The organism is Kitasatospora sp. NPDC057518 (assembly GCF_042802075.1).
In the GTDB taxonomy this organism is placed as follows: Bacteria; Actinomycetota; Actinomycetes; order Streptomycetales; family Streptomycetaceae; genus Kitasatospora.
The window spans coordinates 1-18,750 of record NZ_JBHVEU010000143.1 but is presented as its reverse complement, the minus strand read 5'-3'; the positions used below and the strand labels follow the sequence as shown (position 1 = coordinate 18,750).

Annotated in this window: 15 protein-coding genes, 1 tRNA gene and 1 pseudogene; 11 read left to right on the top strand and 6 right to left on the bottom strand. The window is 75.2% G+C overall.

All coding sequences use genetic code 11. The features are described 5' to 3' along the window. From ACFU7Z_RS17085 to ACFU7Z_RS17075, 3 genes and pseudogenes are all read left to right on the top strand, one after another. Positions 1–555 (top strand): annotated as a pseudogene (locus tag ACFU7Z_RS17085) (hypothetical protein); the annotation flags it as partial. Next, positions 552–2,150: a hypothetical protein gene (locus ACFU7Z_RS17080; protein ID WP_380777989.1), complete on the top strand. Its 1,599-nt coding sequence runs from the start codon at positions 552–554 to the stop codon at positions 2,148–2,150. The pseudogene ACFU7Z_RS17085 and the gene ACFU7Z_RS17080, both read left to right, overlap by 4 nt. Next, positions 2,150–3,511 (top strand): AAA family ATPase, encoded by a 1,362-nt coding sequence (locus ACFU7Z_RS17075; protein WP_375877328.1) that lies wholly within the window; start codon positions 2,150–2,152, stop codon positions 3,509–3,511. Before ACFU7Z_RS17080 ends, ACFU7Z_RS17075 begins: the two co-directional genes overlap by 1 nt. Before the next feature lie 24 nt (positions 3,512–3,535). Here ACFU7Z_RS17075 and ACFU7Z_RS17070 read toward each other — a convergent pair whose 3' ends face one another. Then, the gene (locus tag ACFU7Z_RS17070) at positions 3,536–3,862 is read right to left on the bottom strand and encodes a hypothetical protein (RefSeq protein ID WP_380741407.1); all 327 of its coding nucleotides are present in this window, start codon (positions 3,860–3,862) and stop codon (positions 3,536–3,538) included. A 290-nt stretch (positions 3,863–4,152) separates the two neighbouring features. On the opposite strand from ACFU7Z_RS17070, the gene ACFU7Z_RS17065 reads away from it, so the two are divergent. From ACFU7Z_RS17065 to ACFU7Z_RS17045, 5 genes are all read left to right on the top strand, one after another. Further along, on the top strand, positions 4,153–4,506 hold the full coding sequence (locus ACFU7Z_RS17065; RefSeq protein WP_074005111.1) for a hypothetical protein: 354 nt from the start codon (positions 4,153–4,155) through the stop codon (positions 4,504–4,506). 185 nt (positions 4,507–4,691) lie between these two features. Further along, on the top strand, positions 4,692–5,237 hold the full coding sequence (locus ACFU7Z_RS17060) for a bifunctional DNA primase/polymerase (RefSeq protein ID WP_380777990.1): 546 nt from the start codon (positions 4,692–4,694) through the stop codon (positions 5,235–5,237). Between the two features lie 68 nt (positions 5,238–5,305). Beyond that, positions 5,306–5,379, top strand: a tRNA-Lys gene (locus tag ACFU7Z_RS17055). Between the two features lie 227 nt (positions 5,380–5,606). Then, entirely contained in the window at positions 5,607–6,578 is a 972-nt protein-coding gene (locus ACFU7Z_RS17050; RefSeq protein WP_049651944.1) for a GlxA family transcriptional regulator, read from the top strand. After that, entirely contained in the window at positions 6,578–7,207 is a 630-nt protein-coding gene (locus tag ACFU7Z_RS17045) for a DJ-1/PfpI family protein (RefSeq protein ID WP_380777988.1), read from the top strand. Before ACFU7Z_RS17050 ends, ACFU7Z_RS17045 begins: the two co-directional genes overlap by 1 nt. Here ACFU7Z_RS17045 and ACFU7Z_RS17040 read toward each other — a convergent pair. Both ACFU7Z_RS17040 and ACFU7Z_RS17035 read right to left on the bottom strand, forming a co-directional pair. Then, positions 7,204–8,394 carry an MFS transporter gene (locus tag ACFU7Z_RS17040; RefSeq protein WP_380777987.1) on the bottom strand — a complete coding sequence of 397 codons (1,191 nt, stop codon included), beginning with the start codon at positions 8,392–8,394 and terminating at the stop codon, positions 7,204–7,206. The two genes, ACFU7Z_RS17045 and ACFU7Z_RS17040, sit on opposite strands and share 4 nt — an antisense overlap. Before the next feature lie 94 nt (positions 8,395–8,488). Then, positions 8,489–10,192: a chitinase gene (locus tag ACFU7Z_RS17035; RefSeq protein WP_380777986.1), complete on the bottom strand. Its 1,704-nt coding sequence runs from the start codon at positions 10,190–10,192 to the stop codon at positions 8,489–8,491. A gap of 244 nt (positions 10,193–10,436) precedes the next feature. Between ACFU7Z_RS17035 and ACFU7Z_RS17030 the strand changes: the two genes are divergently transcribed. Further along, positions 10,437–13,652 carry a S41 family peptidase gene (locus tag ACFU7Z_RS17030; RefSeq protein WP_380777985.1) on the top strand — a complete coding sequence of 1,072 codons (3,216 nt, stop codon included), beginning with the start codon at positions 10,437–10,439 and terminating at the stop codon, positions 13,650–13,652. 9 nt (positions 13,653–13,661) lie between these two features. Here ACFU7Z_RS17030 and ACFU7Z_RS17025 read toward each other — a convergent pair whose 3' ends face one another. Next, positions 13,662–13,874, bottom strand: coding sequence for a hypothetical protein (locus tag ACFU7Z_RS17025; RefSeq protein ID WP_380741404.1), 213 nt, complete (start codon positions 13,872–13,874; stop codon positions 13,662–13,664). A gap of 184 nt (positions 13,875–14,058) precedes the next feature. On the opposite strand from ACFU7Z_RS17025, the gene ACFU7Z_RS17020 reads away from it, so the two are divergent. Further along, positions 14,059–14,865: a phosphoribosyl-dephospho-CoA transferase MdcG domain-containing protein gene (locus tag ACFU7Z_RS17020; RefSeq protein WP_117487882.1), complete on the top strand. Its 807-nt coding sequence runs from the start codon at positions 14,059–14,061 to the stop codon at positions 14,863–14,865. A 128-nt stretch (positions 14,866–14,993) separates the two neighbouring features. Then, positions 14,994–15,638 carry a dihydrofolate reductase family protein gene (locus ACFU7Z_RS17015; RefSeq protein WP_380777984.1) on the top strand — a complete coding sequence of 215 codons (645 nt, stop codon included), beginning with the start codon at positions 14,994–14,996 and terminating at the stop codon, positions 15,636–15,638. Between the two features lie 61 nt (positions 15,639–15,699). Here ACFU7Z_RS17015 and ACFU7Z_RS17010 read toward each other — a convergent pair whose 3' ends face one another. Together ACFU7Z_RS17010 and ACFU7Z_RS17005 are read right to left on the bottom strand one after the other, a co-directional pair. Beyond that, positions 15,700–17,787, bottom strand: a complete 2,088-nt coding sequence (locus ACFU7Z_RS17010; RefSeq protein ID WP_380777983.1) for a phosphocholine-specific phospholipase C — start codon at positions 17,785–17,787, stop codon at positions 15,700–15,702. A 177-nt stretch (positions 17,788–17,964) separates the two neighbouring features. Continuing rightward, positions 17,965–18,624 (bottom strand): pentapeptide repeat-containing protein, encoded by a 660-nt coding sequence (locus tag ACFU7Z_RS17005; protein ID WP_049652227.1) that lies wholly within the window; start codon positions 18,622–18,624, stop codon positions 17,965–17,967. Positions 18,625–18,750 lie beyond the last annotated feature (126 nt).

Here is an 18,750-nt window from a genome sequence, read left to right as displayed (position 1 = left end):
GAGGACCCGTACACCGAGCAGCGGCTGCCGGGCAGCCCGCGCACCGGCGTGCTGCTGGTCTGCCCGAAGGACTTCGGCAACCGGCCGACCGCGGTCGCCGTGGACGTCCGCCGCGAACTGGCCACCACCCGCCGCCAGCTGGGCCGGATGACCGGCATCGGCCGGCTGCTGGCGGCACTGCCGCCGGACGCCGACTTCGACCTGGCCGCCGACGAGGACGGCGCGCCGGCCCGGACCACCGAACAGCTGGCCGCCTCGGTCGAGGCGGTGCCCGCCGCCTACAGCCCGGACTGCCTCTCCACCTGCGAACTCGGCTTCCACTGCCGCGCCCGGGCCCGCTGCGACGACCGGGTCGAGCAGCTCGGCCGGGGCGTGCGCGGCGAGCTGGGCAGCATCCGTACGGTCGCCGAGGCGCTGGCCGCCGCCGGCACCAAGAGCGAGGACCTGGACGGCGCGGACGACGCCGCCGAGCGCCTGGCCTACGCGGCCGCCCTGCGCGCCGAAGCCCTGGGCGCCGGCGCCGTGGGGGCGGAAGACCAAGGGGCTCGCGCATGAGCCTGCTCACCACCCTCGCCCGGCTGGAGGCCGTCCGCAGCGGCCGGGCCGAGCCGCTGGCCACCGTCCGGCACCGGCACCTGTCCGACCGCCCGATGGTGCTGGTCCCGCTGACGGCCGCCGGCGAGTCCGGCGCGCCGCTCGCGGTGATGCTCGGCACCGACCGGGACGCGCCCCGGCTGCACCTGGTCCCGCAGCCGCTCAACCGCACCCTGCGGTTCGACTTCCTGGCCGAGCTCGCCGCCGACCTGCTGCCCTACCTGGAGTCCTTCGCCGAGGACGTCGAGCAGATCGAGGGCTCCGAGAAGGACCCGGAGACCGGCGAGAAGACCCAGGTGTTCCGCGAGCTGTGCGCGGACGCCCCGCAGCTGGTGGTGCCGAACGGCGCGGGCGTGCACCACCTCGCCCTGATCGGCCGCTCGACCCGCTTCCGCCGCACCGCCGAGGACGAGGAGCCGGGCCCGTACCCGGCGCCGGTCCGGGTGCCGCTGCTCGGCCGCTGGCTGACCCACCTCACCGACCGCGCCCAGGTGCCCGGCTCCTCGCTGCTGCTGCCGATGACCGGCCTGCTGGCCCGGCACTGGGCGACCGGCCAGAGCCACCTGGAGGACCAGCACCTGGCGGCCCGGCTCGCCTGGCACCGCCCGCCGGACGGCCTGACCGGCGCGCGGGCGGCCGAGCTGGCCGAGTCCGCCCGGGACGACCGGGGTCAGCTGCTGCACCCGCCGGCCGGCCCGGCCACCGACCCGCGCTTCGACGAGTTCGTGCTGGCCCCGGCGATCACCCGCTACGACTCCGCCGTGGGCGCCCTGCAGCACAGCGCCGAGCAGCGCGACGAGGCCGCCGCCGCGCGCGCCCGGGCGGCCGTGCGGGCGGCGGTGACGGCGCTGGAGGAGGCGCTGGCGTCGGTCCTGCTGCCCACCTGGCGGGACGTCTGGCAGGGCCTGGACCTGCTGCGCGCCCTGCCGCCGGCCGGTCACCTGGCGGAGCGCTGGACGGGCGACCGCTGGTCCTACACCGGCCACCGGGACCGGCTGGCGGCCGGCGAGCCGCCGCAGCCCCGGCAGGACGACGCCGTCACCGCCGCCCGCAAGCTCGCCCAGCGCGAGCGCGAGCAGGCCCGCCTGGACGTCCAGGAGGCGCTGGACGACCCGCTGGCGATGGCCGAGCACCGGCTGTCCGGCGAGGCGTTCAGCGGTGTGGTGACGGAGGTGGTGCCGGACTGGGACACCACCGGCCGCTCCCCCAAGCCGCGCCCGCTGGTCACCCTGCGCACCGCCGACCGCCCGCACGCGGACCTCGGCCGGGAGGTGCACCGGGTGCACGGCCCGAGCCCGCAGAAGGCCGAGATCGTCGCGGTGGACACCGCCGAGGGCACCCTCACCCTGCGGGTGCTCTCCGGCATGGGCCGCAGGAAGGAGCCGGAGCCGGGCAGCCTGCCCGAGCCCGGCGAGCCGGTCACCTTCACCCTGTTCGAGCTGACGGTGCGCCAGTCCGCGCCGCTGCCCGAGCCGGACGACACCCCCTGGACCCACGGCGGCCCGCCCGGCGCCACGCCCGTACCCGCCCCGTCCGTCTCCGAGGAGTGGGAGTGATGACCGCCTCGATCCCCGAGCAGGCCCCGGGCGCGGCCGCCGACGCCGCGGTGGCCCGGATCCTGGCGGCCACCGTCCGTCCGCCGGCCGGCGCCCCGCGCGGCGTGGTGGTGGACTCCCCGCCCGGCGCCGGGAAGTCGACGCTCGTGGTGCGGGCCGCCCGCGAGCTGGTCGGCGCCGGCGAGCGGCTGATGATCGTCGCCCAGACCAACGGCCAGGTGGACGACCTGGTGGGCCGACTGGCCGAGAAGGCGCCGGAGTTGACGATCGGCCGGCTGCACGCCGCGGACTCCCGGCCCGGCCCGGAGGTGCTGAAGCACGCCAACGTCACGCCCTCCGACAAGGTCGCCGACCTGGTCGAGCACGACGTGGTGATCTCCACCTCGGCCAAGTGGCAGTGGGTGCGGACGGAGGCGCCCTGGCGGCACGCGATCGTCGACGAGGCGTACCAGATGCGCTCGGACGCCCTGCTCGCGGTGGCCCGGCTGTTCGAGCGGGCGCTGTTCGTCGGCGACCCGGGCCAGCTGGACCCGTTCACCGTGGTCGGCACCGAGCAGTGGGCCGGGCTGTCGTACGACCCGTCCGGCAGCGCGGTGGTCACCATGCTGGCGCACAACCCGGAGATCGAGCCGCACCGGCTGCCGGTCTCCTGGCGGCTGCCCGCCAGCGCCGCGCCGCTGATCTCGCGGGCCTTCTACCCGTACACGCCGTTCCGCTCCGGCACCGGCCCGGACGACCGCCGGCTGACGGCCGCCGTCCGCCCGGACGGCTCGGCGCTGGACGCGGTGATCGACCGGGCCGCCGAGCACGGCTGGGCCCTGCTGGAACTGCCCGCCCGGCACACCGTACGGACCGACCCGCAGGCCGTGGCGGCCGTCGCGGCCACCGTCCGCCGACTGCTGGAGCGGGGGCTGACGGCCCACTCCGAGCAGGGCGAGGCCCCGCTCACCGCGGACCGGGTCGCCGTCGGCACCGCCCACCGGGACCAGGCGGCGGCCGTGCGCGCGGCCCTGCTCAAGGCGGGCGTGCCGGTGGACGGCGCGGCCGGTCCGGCCGTCACGGTGGACACCGCCAACCGCCTGCAGGGCCGCGAGTACGACGTCACCGTGGTGCTGCACCCGCTCTCCGGGCGCCCCGACGCGACCGCCTTCCACCTGGAGACCGGCCGGCTCTGCGTGCTCGCCTCCCGGCACCGGCACGCCTGCATCGTGGTGGCCCGGGCCGGGATCGCCGAGCTGCTGGACGAGCACCCCGCGACCGAGCCGGTGCAGCTGGGCGTCCCGGTGGCCTTCCCGGACGGCTGGGAGGCCAACCACCAGGTGCTGGAGCACCTGAGCCGCCACCGGGTCCACCTGCGCTGAGGCCCGTCCGGCCGGCCGCCGGGGTCAGTCCTCGGTCTCGCAGACGGCGTAGGCCACCACCGACCCCCGCTCCGCCTGCGCGCTCCAGCCGCGCGCGTCGGCGGTGGGGCCGTCGGCGCGCACCGGACCGTCCGCGTCGGGCTGGAGCCGGTAGCCGCCGCCGGTCAGGTGGGTGCCGGCCGGGCAGGTCGCCGTCGAGGCGCCGCCGGGGGCGCTCGGCTCCCCGGTGACCACCAGCGCCGTCTCGGCGGCCGCGGCGGGCGGGGCGACGGAGGCGGCGACCGTGAGCAGGGCGCCCAGCAGGGACAGGACGGACAGGGCGAGGGCCGTCAGGCCTCTTCTCACACGCATGGGGGTTCTCTCCGGTTCGTCGGCTTCATCGGCTTCGTCGGCTGCCTCGGCTTCGTCGGGCAGCCCGGGCGCACCGGGTGCACCGGGCGCACCCGGACAACCGGTTCGCATGCGATCCGGAAGCGCGGCGCACGAGTCGCGCGCCCGGCGTGCGCCGGGGAATAGCGCTCGCGTGCGCACCGTTCCGCTACGGGCCCCCGCCGCGAGACAATGGACGGCGGCCACGACCGGGCGGCGCAGCCCGGAGCAGATTTCCCCCACCCCCACCCGAAACCCGGAGGTGTCCGTCCATGCCCGACTCCCCAGAGTCGTCCGAGCCCACCAGGCGCCTGCGTCCGGTGCAGCTGCTGTTCGAGCCGCAGTCCGCCGAACCCGAGCCGGAACGATTCTTCGACCTGGAGTCGATCGAGGACCCGGCGGAGCTGCTGCGCCGCTCCACGGAGCTGGCCCTGGCCTTCCGGGCCGCCGCCGAGCGGGCCACGGACTTCCAGGCGGTCGCCGCCGCGCAGCTCGCCGACCCGCGCCGGTTCGACGCGCTGTCCGACGCCGAGGTCGCCCGGCGGGCGGACTGGACCCCGGACTACGCCGCGAAGATGATCGAGTACGGCCGCACCCTGCTCCAGCCGCGCCGGCACGAGGACTGAGCGCCCGCGGCCGGACACGGGCCCCTGGCATATGCGCGGCGGGGAAGGGTACGCCGTCCCCCGCCGCGCTGTCCGGCGAACCGTGCTTTCCGTCGCACCGGGGGCGTGCGCCGCACAGGCTGCTCTCCGTGGAGATCTGGACGCAGCAATCGGTGACGCAGCAGTCGGTGTCGTACCCGTCGGTGATGCACCCGTCGGTGGAGTGCGTCGGCGCGGCCGGGGAGGCCTGGCTCGCCTCCGCCAGCGAGTACCCGCGGAGCATGCGCGCCCTGTGGGAGAGCCGCCCCTGGGCGCCCTCGGTACTGCCCTGCGGGCGCGCCTTCGACGTGATCAGCATGCCGGCGCTGTTCGGCCGCCGGGTGCTGGACGAGCTGTGGGCGTCCGGGCCGGGCTGCGGGCCGGTGGCCGTCCACCGGGGGCGGCTGCTGCTGTTCGTCCAGCCGGGCGCGGCGCCCCGGCTGCGCCGGCTGCTGGCCTGGGAGGAGTGGGCCCGGGACGTGCCGCCGCTGCTGTGCCACGGCAAGGGCGACGCGGTGACCGTGCCGCCCCTGCAGCGGATGGTGAACAGCCCGGACTCCCCCGGGCAGGGCGCCGGCCGGTGGATCGTCGCGCCGGAGCGGCGCGACCCCCGGCTGCCCGGCGCCGCGGTGGTGCTGTGGGCCTGCGTCCGGGCGGCGCGCGAGCCGGGCGCGCCGGTTGCCGCCGGGGCGGCCGTCGTGACCGGGGGGTGAACGCGGGGCGGCCGTTATTCGATTTTGGCTCGGCCGCACGGCGCTGCTAGAGTCTTCTCTGTCAGCAGGCGCCGCTAGCTCAGTTGGTTAGAGCAGCTGACTCTTAATCAGCGGGTCCGGGGTTCGAGTCCCTGGCGGCGCACAGACAGCCGGAAGGCCCTTCGCGAGAGCGGGGGGCCTTCCGGCGTTTCGGCGTACGCCCGCGCGGTTTCCGCCGTACGCCCGTACGGGTCCCGCCGTACGCCCGCGCGCCCCTCCGGTCCCGCGCCGCCGCACGCGCCCCCGCCCTCGCTCCCGCACGCGCCGGATGGCAGGAAAGGTGGGAAGCAGGTCATTGCTGCCACCGCTCCCCGTTGGGAGGCTGGCCGTATGAGAGCGCACAGCGTGGTCATCGTCCTCTTCGAGGGCGTGCAGAGCCTCGATGTGACCGGCCCCCTGGAGGTGTTCGCGGGGGCGGGCCGGGCCGCCGGGCAACCCGCGGCCTACCGGGTCACCACCGCCTCCCCCGGCGGCGGGCCGGTGCGCAGCCACAGCGGACTGCGGCTGCTGCCGGACGCGGACCTGGCCGGGGTCGGGCCGGTGGACACCCTGCTGGTTCCCGGCGGGATGGACACCGGTCGCCCGGACCCGGCCCTGGTGGAGCGGATCCGGGAGCTGGCCGGAGCGGCCGAGCGGGTGGTGTCGGTGTGCACCGGGGCCTTCCTGCTCGCCGAGGCCGGGCTGCTGGCCGGGCGCCGGGCGACCACCCACTGGGCCTACGGCGAGGAGCTGGCCCGGCGGTTCCCGGACGTCGAGGTGGACCCGGACCCGATCCACGTCCGGGACGGGCGGATCGCCACCTCGGCCGGGGTCACCGCCGGGATCGACCTGGCGCTGGCCCTGGTCGAGGAGGACCTCGGGCGCGAGACGGCCCTGCTGGTCGCCCGCCACCTGGTGGTCTTCCTGCGCCGGCCGGGCAACCAGGCCCAGTTCAGCACCCAGCTGGCCGCCCAGGTGGCGGCCCGGCAGCCGCTGCGCGAGGTGCAGCGGTGGATCGCCGAGCACCCGGAGGCCGACCTCTCGGTCGAGGCGCTGGCCGACCGGTCGGCGCTGTCGCCGCGGCACTTCGCCCGGGCCTTCGCCGCCGAGGTGGGGGTGACCCCGGGCCGGTACGTGGACGGGGTCCGGCTGGAGGCCGCCCGGCGGCTGCTGGAGGACACCGACCACGGCATCGAGGAGATCGCGCGCTCCTGCGGCTACGGCACCCCGGAGGCGATGCGGCGCGCCTTCGTCCGGGCCCTGGCCGCCCCGCCCGCCGAGTACCGACGCCGCTTCCGACCCGAACCCACTGGAGGTCACTGATGCGCATCGCCATCCTGCTCTACCCCGAGTTCACCACCCTGGACGCGGTCGGCCCGTACGAGGTGCTGTCCCGGCTCCCCGGCGCCGAGGTGGTGTTCGCCGCCGCCGAACGGGGGCCGGTCCGCAACGACGTGCACAGCCTGGCGCTCACCGCGGACGCCGCCCTGAACGAGGTGGACTCGGCCGACCTGCTGCTGGTGCCCGGCGGGCCCGGGACGGAGGCCCAACTGAAGGACCGGGCCGTGCTCGACTGGGTGCGCCGGATCGACGCGACCACCACCTGGACCACCTCGGTCTGCTCCGGCTCGCTGATCCTGGGCGCCGCCGGGCTGCTGGAGGGCCGCCGGGCCACCTCCCACTGGGGCGTCCTCGACCGGCTGCCCGGGTACGGGGCGGAGCCGACCGGGACGGAGCGGGTCGTCATCGACGGCAAGTACGCCATCGCCGCCGGGGTCTCGGCCGGGATCGACCTCGCGCTGACGCTGGCCGGCCGGATCGCCGGGGACACCGTCGCCCAGGCGATCCAGCTGCTGATCGAGTACGACCCCCAGCCGCCGTACGACTCCGGCGCGCTCGCGAAGGCGTCCCCCGAGGTGGTCGAGGAGGTGAACCGGCTGATGCGGGGCTAACTCCGCACCGACGGGAAGGCGTGCCGGCGGGCGGCGGTGGCCACGGCGAGGACGGGGAGCATCAGCGCGAGCACCGTCCAGGGCAGGGCGCCGGTGCCCAGGCCGCTCAGGACCAGGCCGCCGAGCACGCCGCCGCCCGCCATCGCGGCGTTCCACAGGGTCACCAGGACGGCCTGGGCGGCGTCCGCCCGCTCCCCGCCCGCGTCGCCGAGGGCGGTCTGGAGCAGGGTCGGGGCGCCGCCCCAGCCGAGGCCCCAGAACAGCGCCGCGGCGTACACCAGCGGCGTGCTGCCGGACGCCACCGCGAGGACGGCCGCGGTCACGGCGACCAGCAGCGCGCCGCCGATCGTCAGCTGCCGCAGCCGGCGGTGGATGTGGGCGCCGACCAGCCAGACGCTCGCCAGCGAGGCCAGCCCGAAGACCAGCAGCACGGTGCCGGTGGCGCCGCCGAGGCCGGCCCGGTCCAGGAAGGGCGCGATGTAGGTGAACAGGATGGTGTGCGCGAGCACCCAGAGCACCGTCACGGTGAGCACCGGCCGGACGCCGGGCACGGTGAGCGCGTCCCGGACCGGTGTCCGCTCACCGGCCGGCTGCCCGGGCTGGTCCGGCAGCAGCGCCGCGATCCAGCCGATCACGGCGACCGCCAGTGCCGTCATGGCCAGGAAGGGCACCCACCAGGCGAGCACCTGCCCGAGGAAGGTGCCGACCGGCACTCCCAGCGACAGCGCGACGGGCACGCCCGCCATCGCCACCGCCATGGCCCGGCCCTGCTGGTCGACCGGCACCAGCCGGCGCGCGTACCCCGCCAGCAGGGCCCAGGCGAGGCCGGCCGCGACGCCCGCGAGGAAGCGGGCGGCCAGCGTGAGCGGGTAGTTGGTGGAGACCGCGGTGACGGTGTTGGCCACCGCGAAGCCCGCCATCGCGGTGAGCAGCAGCCGCTTGCGGCCCCAGCCGGCGGTGGCCGCGCTGAGCGGGATCGCGGTGACGGCGGAGCCGATCGCGTAGACGGTGACGGTCTGCCCGGCCGCGGACTCGCTGACCCCGAGTGCCTCGCTCATCCCGGGCAGCACCCCGGCCGGCAGGTTCTCGGTGAGACCGGTGACGAAGACGGCGGTGGCCAGGGCGAGCAGGGCGGGGAGCGGGAAGGGCTTGGGGGGTACCGGGGTGGTGAGCTGTGTGGTCGCCATGGGGACCATGCTTGGACCTCACACCGGTGTCAGGTTCAAGCACGGTCCCACGGGCGGTCGGGTCAGCTGATCAGCCGGCCCGGGACTCGGCTGCTCAGCGGCCGAAGTAGCCGTTGAAGTTCTTGGAGAACTCCTGGCCGCCGAACCGGTCCCAGTTGATCGACCAGGTCATCAGCCCGCGCAGGTTCGGCTGCGCGCCCGAACGCGGCACGTAGGTCCCGCAGTTGGCCAGCTTGGTGAGGCAGTCGAGCGCCTTGTTCACCTCGGCCGGGGCGACGTAGCCGTTGCCCGCGTTGGTGGTGGCCGGCATGCCGATGGCGACCTTGGAGGCGGGCAGCGCCGGGAACACGTTGTTCGCGTTGCCCGCCACGGGGAAGCCCTTGAGCAGCATGTCGGTCATCGCGACGTGGAAGTCGGCGCCGCCCATCGAGTGGTACTGGTTGTCCAGGCCCATGATGGAGCCGGAGTTGTAGTCCTGGACGTGCAGCAGGGTGAGGTCGTCGCGCAGCGCGTGGATGACCGGCAGGTACGCCCCGGCGCGCGGGTCCTGGCCGCCCCAGGGGCCGGATCCGTAGTACTGGTAGCCGAGTTGGACGAAGAAGGTCTCCGGCGCCATGGTCAGCACGAAGCCCGGGCCGTACTTGGCCTTGAGGGTCTTCACCGCGGAGATCAGGTTGACGATGACCGGGCTGGTCGGGTTCCTGAAGTCGGTGTCACCGGTGTTGAGGGAGAGCGAGTGGCCCTCGAAGTCGATGTCCAGGCCGTCCAGGCCCCACTTGTCGATGATCGCCGAGACCGAGCTGACGAAGGTGTCCCGGGCGGCGGTGCTGGTCAGCTGGACCTGGCCGTTCTGGCCGCCGATCGAGATCAGCACCTTCTTGCCCTGGGCCCGCTTGGCGGCGATGGCGGCCTTGAACTCGTCGTCCGACTCGACGGTCGGGCACTCGGTGGCCGGGCAGCGGTTGAAGCGGATGTCGCCGGAGGTGACGGAGGTGGGCTCGCCGAAGGACAGGTTGATGAAGTCCCAGGAGTTCGGGACGTCGGCCATCCGGGTGTAGCCGGCGCCGTTGGCGAAGCTCGCGTGCAGGTAGCCGACCAGGGCGTGGCTGCCGGCGGGCGGGCTGGTGGGCGTCCCCGTGGGGGTGCCCGTGGGCGTGCCGGTCGGGGTGCCGGTGGGCGTGCCCGTGGGCGTACCGGTCGGCGTGCCCGTCGGGGTCGCGGTCGGCGAGGCGGTCGGCGAGGCCGTCCCGGTGGGCGTCGGCGTGGGCGTCGGGCTGGGCGCGCCCGGCCCGTCCAGCGAGATGTCGTCCGCGTAGTAGGTGCCCTGGCCGTACCAGCCGTGGGTGTAGACGGTGGCGCTGGTCTGGGTGGCGCCGGTGGTGAAGCTGAGGCTGAGCTTCTGGTACGAGCCGCCGGTGCCCGGGGTCCAGGTGCTCGGGCCGCCGCCGTCCACGCCCAGGTAGACGTACGAGCCGTTGACGTAGGCGCTGAGCGTGTAGGTGGTGTTCGGGGCGACGGTGACGGTCTGGCCGCACTGGGCGGTGTCGCCGGCCGTGGCGGCCGCGGCGAGCGCTCGACCGCCGCCGTGCACCGGGCTGGTGACGACGCTGCCGGAGTTGCCGGAGCAGCTCCAGGGGCCGAGTGAGCCGGACTCGAAGCCGCCGTTGACCAGGAACTCGCCGGCCGAGGCGGTGGGCGCCAGGCCGAGTGTGACGCCGACCAGCGTGGCCGCGGCGACGGCGGAGGCGGTGCCGGCCGCGATGGTGGCGCGGCGTTGTCCGGGAAGGGTTCTGCGCATGCGGGTGCTCCTGCGATGGCGCGGTCGTGGGGGACGTCCGAGGGCACGCCGGAGCACGGGCCAGTGGGGGGAACGGCCCGGCCTGGCACCCAAGTTGGACTAGACCACTGAAGTGGATCCGGCCGGGAGGTGTCAATGGTCCAGACCGGTTCGGGCGGCCCCGGCCGAACGGCGCCCGGCCACCCCCGGCCACCCCCGGTTGCCTCCGGTTGCCGGAGGTGACACCCCGTCGAAGGATGGAGGCGTGACCCCGCCCGGCTACCTCCGCCACCCCCACCTGCACGGCGGCCTGCTCACCTTCACCGCCGAGGACGACGTCTGGATCGCCCCGCTGGACGCCGGCGGCGGCACCGGCCGGGCCTGGCGGGTCGGCTGCGACCGCACCCGGGTCAGCCACCCCCGCTTCTCCCCCGACGGCACCACCCTCGCCTGGACCAGCTGGCTCGCCCTGACCCCCGAGGTGTGGACCGCCCCGGTCGAGGGCGGCCCGGCGGACCGGCTCAGCTTCTGGGGCAGCCAGGACACCCGGGTGCGCGGCTGGCTGCCGGACGGCGAGGTGCTGGCCGTCACCTCCTACCACGAGCCCTTCGGCCACTACACCTGGGCGCACGCCCTGCCGCCGGACGGCTCCCCCGGCCGCCGGATGCCCTGGGGGCCGGTCGGCGACGCCCAGATGAGCCGCGAGCGGACCGTACTGCTCACCGGCGCCGCCCCGCACGGGCCGGCCGCCTGGAAGCGCTACCGGGGCGGCGCCACCGGCCGGCTCTGGGTGGACGGCGACCGGATCCTGCCCGGGCACACCGGGCACCTCGCCGCGCCGATGCCGGTCGGCGGCCCGCTCGGCGACCGGATCGCCTTCCTCTCCGACCACGAGGGCATCGGCAACGTCTACTCCTGCCGCCCGGACGGCACCGACCTGCGCCGGCACACCGACCACGCCTCCTACTACGCCCGCGAGGCCGCCACCGACGGCACCCGGATCGTCTACCAGCACGCCGGCGACCTCTGGCTGCTGGACGACCTGGCCGCCCCCGCCCCGCGCCGGCTGCACGTCCCGCTCGGCGGCGCCCGGGCCGGCCGCCGCCCGTACCAGGTCAGCGCCGCCGGCCAGGTCAAGGACCTCGCCTGCGACCAGACCGGCCGGGCCGGGGTGGTCACCGTGCGCGGCAGCCAGTACTGGCTCACCCACAAGGACGGCCCGGCCCGGGCGCTCGCCGACACCCCCGGGGTGCGCACCCGGCTGCCGGTGGTGCTCGGGCACACCGGCGAGGCGGCCTGGGTCACCGACGCCGAGGGCGCCGACGCGATCGAGGTGGTGCCGCTGCCGGGGCACCCCCGCTCGGAGCAGCACCGCCACCGGGTGCTCGCCGCCGGGCGGATCGGCCGCGTCCTGGAGCTCACCGCCTCCCCCGACGGCAGCCGGCTCGCCGCCACCACCTCGGACGGGCGGCTGCTGCTGGTCTCCGCCGCCGACGGCGGGGTGCGCGAACTGGCCGCCTCCGGCTACGGGCCGGTCACCGGCGCCCGCTTCTCCCCCGACTCGCACTGGACCGCCTGGTCCGAGCCGGTCGCCGGGCGCTCGCTGCGCCGCATCCGGCTCACCCGCGCCGACGCCTCCGCGGCGACCACCGACGTCACCGACGGCCGGTTCGAGGACGAGCAGCCGGTGTTCACCCGGGACGGCCGCTACCTGGCCTTCCTGTCCTGGCGCGGCTTCGACCCGGTCCACGACGTGCACACCGGCGACCTCTCCTTCCCGGTCGGCTGCCGCCCGTACCTCGTCCCGCTCGCCGCCGACACCCCCTCACCGTTCACCGCCCCGCCCGAGGACGGCGCCGCGCACGGCGAAGGCGGCGACGGCACCGTCCGGGTCGACCCGGAGGGCATCGGCGAGCGGCTGCTCCAGTTCCCGGTGATCGCCTCCAAGTACTCGGCCACCGACGCGGTGCGCGGCGGGCTGGTCTGGCTGCGCTGGCCGATCTCCGGCACCCTCGGGCAGACCTTCGCCAGCCCGGAGGACACCTCGGGGCGCCCCTCGCTGGAGCACTTCGACCTGGCCCGGGGCACCCGCAGCACGCTGGTCGACAAGCTGGACGGCTACGCGGTCTCCGGGGACGGCGGCTCGATCGCGGTCTACTCGGCCGGGACGCTGCGGGTGGTCCCGGTCGCCGCCCCCGCCGCCGGCACCACCGTCGACCTGCGCCGGATCACCCACACCGTGCACCCGGCGGCCGAGTGGCGCCAGGCCTACCACGAGGCGGCCCGGATCGTCCGGGACCAGTTCTGGGACGAGCGGATGTCCGGCCTGGACTGGCCCGCGCTGGTCGCCCAGTACGAGCCGCTGCTGGACCGGGTCTCCTCCCCCGACGACTTCGCCGACCTGCTGCGCGAACTCCTCGGCGAACTCGGCACCTCGCACGCCTACGTCACCCCCTCCCGGCGCGCCGAGGGCCCGGTGCTCGCCCAGCAGCCGCTCGGCCTGCTCGGCGCCAACGCCCACCGCTCCCCCGACGGCCGCTGGCTGGTCGACCGGGTGCTGCCCGGCGAGACCTCCGACCCGCGCGCCCGCGCCCCGCTCGCCGCCCAGGGCGTGCGGGACGGCGACGAGTTCCTGGAGGTCGGCGGCCGCCCGGTGGACCCGCTGCGCGGACCGCTGCCGCTGCTGGCCGGCACCGGCGGCACGACGCTCGAACTGGCCCTGCGCGGCGCCCCGGACGGCCCGGTGCGGCGGATCGTGATCACCCCGCTGGTCGACGAACGGCCCATCCGCTACCAGGACTGGGTGGCCAAACGGCGTTCCCTGGTCCGCGAGTTCAGCGACGGGCGGTGCGGCTACCTGCACATCCCGGACCTCGGCGGCTCCGGCTGGGCGCAGTTCAACCGGGACCTGCGGCGCGAACTGGACAAGCCCGCGCTGGTCCTGGACGTCCGCGGCAACGCCGGCGGCAACGTCTCCGAACTCGTCCTGGAGAAGCTCTCCCGGCACGTCCTGGCCTGGGACTTCACCCGGGACCGCCGCCCGGTCCGCTGGCCCCGGCACGCACCGCGCGGACCGCTGGTGGCGCTGGCCGACGAGGCCACCAGCTCCGACGGCGACGTGATCATCGCGGCGATCAAGCTGCTCGGGCTCGGCCCGGTGGTCGGCGCCCGCACCTGGGGCGGGGTGGTCGGGATGAGCGGACGGCACACCCTCGGCGACGGCACCCAGATCTCGGTGCCGAAGAACGCCTCCTGGTTCGGCGGCGGGCTCGGCTGGACGGTGGAGAACCGGGGCGTCGAACCGGACGTGCACGTGCTGCGCACCCCGCGCGACTGGGCCCGGGGGCGCCACCCGGAGCTGGTCGCCGCCGTCCAGCTGGCCCTGGAGCTGCTGGAGGACGCCCCCGCCGCCGAGCCGCCGTCCGCCGACACCCCCCGGCCGGACCTGCGCCGCCCGCCGCTGCCGCCGCGTACGGCCTGAGGTCCGGGCTCAGCCCCAGGGGTCGCCCTCGGCGGTCATGTTCTCGGCGGCGCGCCGGTCGGCCTCCTCCTGGGCGAGCCGTTCCTGCTGCTCCCGGGTGCGCTCGATGTCGTCGCCGTACGCGTCGGCGGCCTCGTCGTGGGCGAGGGCGGCCCGCTGGGCGGACTCCTGCCCGGCGGACTCGTGCTGCGGCCGGTGGAACAACCTGTCGAAGATGCCCATGGCTCCTCCTCCGGGGGGAACGACGGAATGCCGGGCTGTCCCCCACTCTCACACCGGGCACGGACGGGCGCACCTTGAGCCTTTGGTCCCTGGTGAACGCGTCCAAGGGCCGTAGCCGGGAGCCGCCGGACGGGCGGAGGGTGGTGGCCGTCGGCGACATCCACGCCACCCCCTGGAGCCCGCAGTGACCGTCGTACACCCCGGAAGCCCCGCCCGGCGCACCGCCGAGGACCAGCACGACGGACCGCGCCGGCGGGTCGGCCCGCTGGCCGCCCTGGACGGCCGGCTGCCCGGCGCCCACGACCTGCTGCTGATGCAGTGCCCCAGCTCGCTGCGGCCCCTCGCGGGCGGCGAACTCCCGGACTGGGCACGGGCCGTGCTGCGGGCGCACCCCTGGGTGACGGTCGGCCGGGCGCCCGCCGTGGTCGGCAACCCGGTGGACCTGCCGCACCCCCAGCGCTGTACCCGGGACCCGGAGGCCGCGCCCGAGCTGTGGTTCCCGGTGACCGTGCGCGGCCCGCGCCCGGGCCAGCGGCTGGACGCCCTGGCCCCCTGGGCGGCGGTGGCCCGGACCCTGCGGCCCGAACAGCTCCCCGACCGGCGCGGGCACCTGGCCCCCGAACGGCTCGCCGGCATCCCGGCCCTGGCCCTGCTGCCCGAGGTCGGCCGCCTGGTCGCGGACCACCGGCTGCCCTGGGGCCCGATCGGCGCGGTCGGCTACGAGCTGGGCAGCGGCGTGCCGGTGGCCGGGCCGATGAGCCCGCTGCGGCTGGTGCTGCGCGCGCCGCAGCCGATCAGCCGGCGGGACGCCCTGCAGCTGCGGCGGGCCCTGACCAAGCTGCCGGTGCCCGTGCAGGCCGAACTGGAGACCCGGCACGGCTCGGTGCAGCTCGCCGAGTACGCCTCCGGCGCGCTCGGCCTCACCCTGCTGACCCCGGACGGGCCCCGCGAGGTCCACGACCCGTGGTTCCCCCGGGGCCCGTTCGCCTGACGGGCCCGGACCGCCCCCGAGAAAAGTCCTCGAAAAAATCCCGGGCCCGATGTCAATCCCGCCGGGTCCGCTCCGACGTCCCGGTGTGCGGCACCCCGCCGCACGATCACGGGACAGGAGCCCCAGTCATGAACCAACTGCTCAGAGTCATGAACTTCAACGTCTCCGCTGACGGCGTCGCGGCCGGCGAGCACCAGAGCTTCGAGCTGCCGTTCGGCCTCGACCGCCCCGAGCGGCTCTTCTCCTGGGCCGGGGCCACCGCGAGCTGGCCGATGCGCACCGACCCCGGCGGCAGCCGGGGCCTGGACGACTACTTCACCCGGGACTTCGACCGCAACATCGGCGCCGAGATCATGGGCCGCAACAAGTTCGGCCCCCAGCGCGGGCCGTGGCAGGACCACGAGTGGCGCGGCTGGTGGGGTGCCGAGCCCCCGTTCCGTACGCCGGTGTTCGTCATGACCCACCACACCCGGCCCTCGTTCACGCTCTCCGACACCACCTTCCACTTCGTCGACGGCGATCCGGCCACCGTCCTCAAGCAGGCCCGGGAGGCCGCCGACGGCAAGGACGTCCGCCTCGGCGGCGGGGTCACCACCATCCGCCAGTTCCTCGACGCCGACCTCGTGGACACCCTGCACGTGGCGGTCTCCCCGCTGGAACTCGGCACCGGGCTGAAGCTCTGGGAGTCCCCCGACGAGCTGCTCGACCGGTTCCACCTGGAGGTCGTCCCCAGCCCGAGCGGCGTGGCGCACCACCTGTTCTGGCGGCGGTGACACGGGGGCCCCACTTCTCGGCGGAGGAGTGGGGCCCCGTTCGGCGCGGTGGGAACGACGGTCAGCCGGTGATGCTCGCCGCACCCGTCTCCAGGTGGCCGGTGAAGCGCTGGGACCAGGTGCTGTCCGCATCCACCGTCACGGTGAAGTCGTACCAGCCGTTGCTGTACGCCACGGCGTTGAAGAAGTCGCTGACGCTGCCGCCGGCCGGGACCTGGTACGTCCAGGGGCCGTCGGTGCGGTAGTTGTTGGACGCGATCGTGAACGTGATCGGGGTGCTGCCGGAGTTGGCGAGCTTGAAGTAGAGCGCGAGCTTGCCGGTGCCCGGTTCGACGGCGTACGAGGCGGTGACGGCGGCGTTCTTGCCCGCCTTCGTCGCGTCGCCCTTGAAGCGGCGCAGGAAGCGGTTGGGGCCGACCACCGTGAGGTCGTACGGGCCGCCGCCGAAGTTGGTGCCGCAGTTGAAGAAGTCGCTGGTGCTGCCGCCCGGGTCCACCGTGTACTGCCAGGGACCGCCGCCGCGGTAGGCGTTGGCGTAGGCCGCGAAGTGGGCGGACTTGGTGGCGGTGGCGCCCCCGTTGTCCATCGCGATCCAGACCTTCATCACCCCGCCGGAGCCGAACTCCAGGTGGTCCAGGTTGGCGTTCGGCTGGTACGGCAGGGCGCGCGCGGGGCGGGTGCCGGACTCCTGCACCGGGAGCTGGTTGTTCACCGGGGCCGGGTTGGGCAGCGGGCCGCAGGCGGACAGGCCGATGGTCTGCGAGGTGTCGGGCAGCGCGGGCAGGCCGTAGACCGGGTTGGCGAAGTCGAACACGCTGGTGAGGTCGCCGCAGACCCGGCGGCGCCAGTCGCTGATGTTCGGGCAGGTGGCGGGCTTGCCGAGGGCGGCGGTCCAGGTCTCCAGGAAGCGCAGCACCGAGGTGTGGTCGAAGGTCTCGGAGTTGACCCAGCCGCCGCGGGTCCAGGGCGAGACGGCGATGAGCGGGACGCGGAAGCCGAGGCCGATGTTGGTGCCGTTGTAGAACTCGCCCGGGGTGCCGGCCGGGGCGGCGGGCGGCGGGACGTGGTCGAAGAAGCCGTCGTTCTCGTCGTAGTTGATGAACAGGACGGACGAGTCGAAGACGTTCGGGTCCGCGTTGAGCGCGTCGATCACCATGTGGACGAAGTGCGCGCCGTCCACCGGGGTGGCGTACGGGTGCTCGGAGGAGGCCTGGTCGGGGACGATCCAGCTCACCTGCGGCAGCGTCCCGGCCAGCACGTCGGCCTTGATGGCGGCGGCGATGTCGTCCGGGGTCCGCCCGGTGACCTTGGGCACCGAGCCCATGCCCTTGACGGCCAGCGGGCTGCCGGCCTGGGCGCCCGTGAAGTTCGTGAAGTACGCCAGGGCGTTGTCGCCGTAGTTGTCGGCGGCGTTCTGGTAGACCTTCCAGCTGACGCCGGCGCCCTCCAGCGCCTCGGCGTAGGTCTGCCAGCGCAGGCCCTTCTCGTCGCCGCCGTCGTAGGCCGGGCCGCCCGCGGTGCCGGCCGGGTCGATCTGGCCGGACCAGTGGTAGGTGCGGTTGGGGCCGGTCGCGCTGAGCACGGAGCAGTGGTAGGCGTCGCAGATGGTCCAGTTCTCGGCCAGGGCGTAGTGGAACGGGATGTCCTGGCGGGTGAGGAAGCCGAGCGTGCGGACGTTGCCCTTGGCGGCGACCCAGGAGTCCATCTTGCCGCCGTTCCAGGCCTTGTGCTGGTCACCCCATCCGTGGCTGAGGTCCCCGTTGCACTGGGCGAGGCGCTCCGGGTCCGCTCCGCCGGCCGGCTTGGTCTGGCTGAACTGCCAGGGGTACTGGCGGGCGAGCAGGCCGTTCGGCTGGTTGAAGACGCTGTAGCCGCCGGAGATCTGGATGGCGCTGCGGTCGGCGAAGCCGCGCACGCCGCGCAGCGTGCCGAAGTAGTGGTCGAAGCTGCGGTTCTCCTGCATCAGGATCACCACGTGCCGGGCGTCGGTGATGGTGCCGGTCGCGCTGAGCGCGACGGTGGAAGCGGGAGCCGCGCCACTTCCCTGGGCGGCCCCCGCGGGCCCCGCGGCTCCGGTGCCGGCCACGGCGAGGCCTGCCGCGGCGGCGCCGGACAGCGTGACGAACTTCCTACGACTCAACTCGGCCATCAGACCGGTCCGTCCCTTCGCTGGCGATGTTGTGTGCACAAGTCGGGGCCATCGATCGCGGAGAAGTCTCCACCTCGGCCCGACCGGCCCACCAGGTGCCGACGGCAGGTTTGGCGGACTGTTCGCCCGGGCGTCACCGAGCGACGCCCGGCTGAACGCGCGGAGGGGCTCAGGTGCTCAGCGGTCCTTGACCTCGATCCCCAGCGCGTGGGCGAACTGGGGGGCCAGCTCCATCAGTTGGAGGGAGCTGATGACCGCCCCGCGCAGCCCCTGGTGGCCGTCGACCAGGCCGAGCCGGACGGCGCCCCGCAGGTCCGTCCGGCTCAGCGTGGCGCCGCGCAGCCGGACCTCCTCCAGCGTGGAGCCGGGGAAGGACACCCCGGTCAGCTTCGCCTCGCCGAAGTCCACGTCGCGCAGCAGGCAGTCCTCGAAGACGACGTCCCGCAGGACGGCCGAGCGCAGGTTGACCGCCTCCAGCTTGCAGCCCCGGAACACCACCCGGCGCAGCGCCGAGCCGTACCCGGCGACCCCGGCGAGCACGCCGCCGACGAAGGAGCTGTCCTGCCACTCGGAGTCGCTCAGGTCGCAGGCGACCCAGCGGCCGGCCTGCACCCACACCTCGTTGAACCTTGCCTGGCGCAGCTTGACCCCGCTGAGCGCGACACCGGTGAAGGCGCACTCCAGGAAGGCCGCCCCGGCGCCCGACTCGTCGGTGTGCTCGCCGCCGTCGAAGTGCGCGGTGTCGTACCGCTCGTCGGCGCGCAGCGGCCCGGTGTGCGGGCGCAGCAGCTCGGCGTACGGGAGGTCGGCGAGCCGGTCGGGGGCGGAACGGGGCATGGCGGTGGCTCCTGGCGGTCGGGGCGTACGGGTCTCGGCCGCATGCTCGCACGCGGCACCGACAACGCCGGGGAGCGACGAGGCCCCGGACCGGATCGCACCCGGGAAGCGCCGAGGCCCCGGACC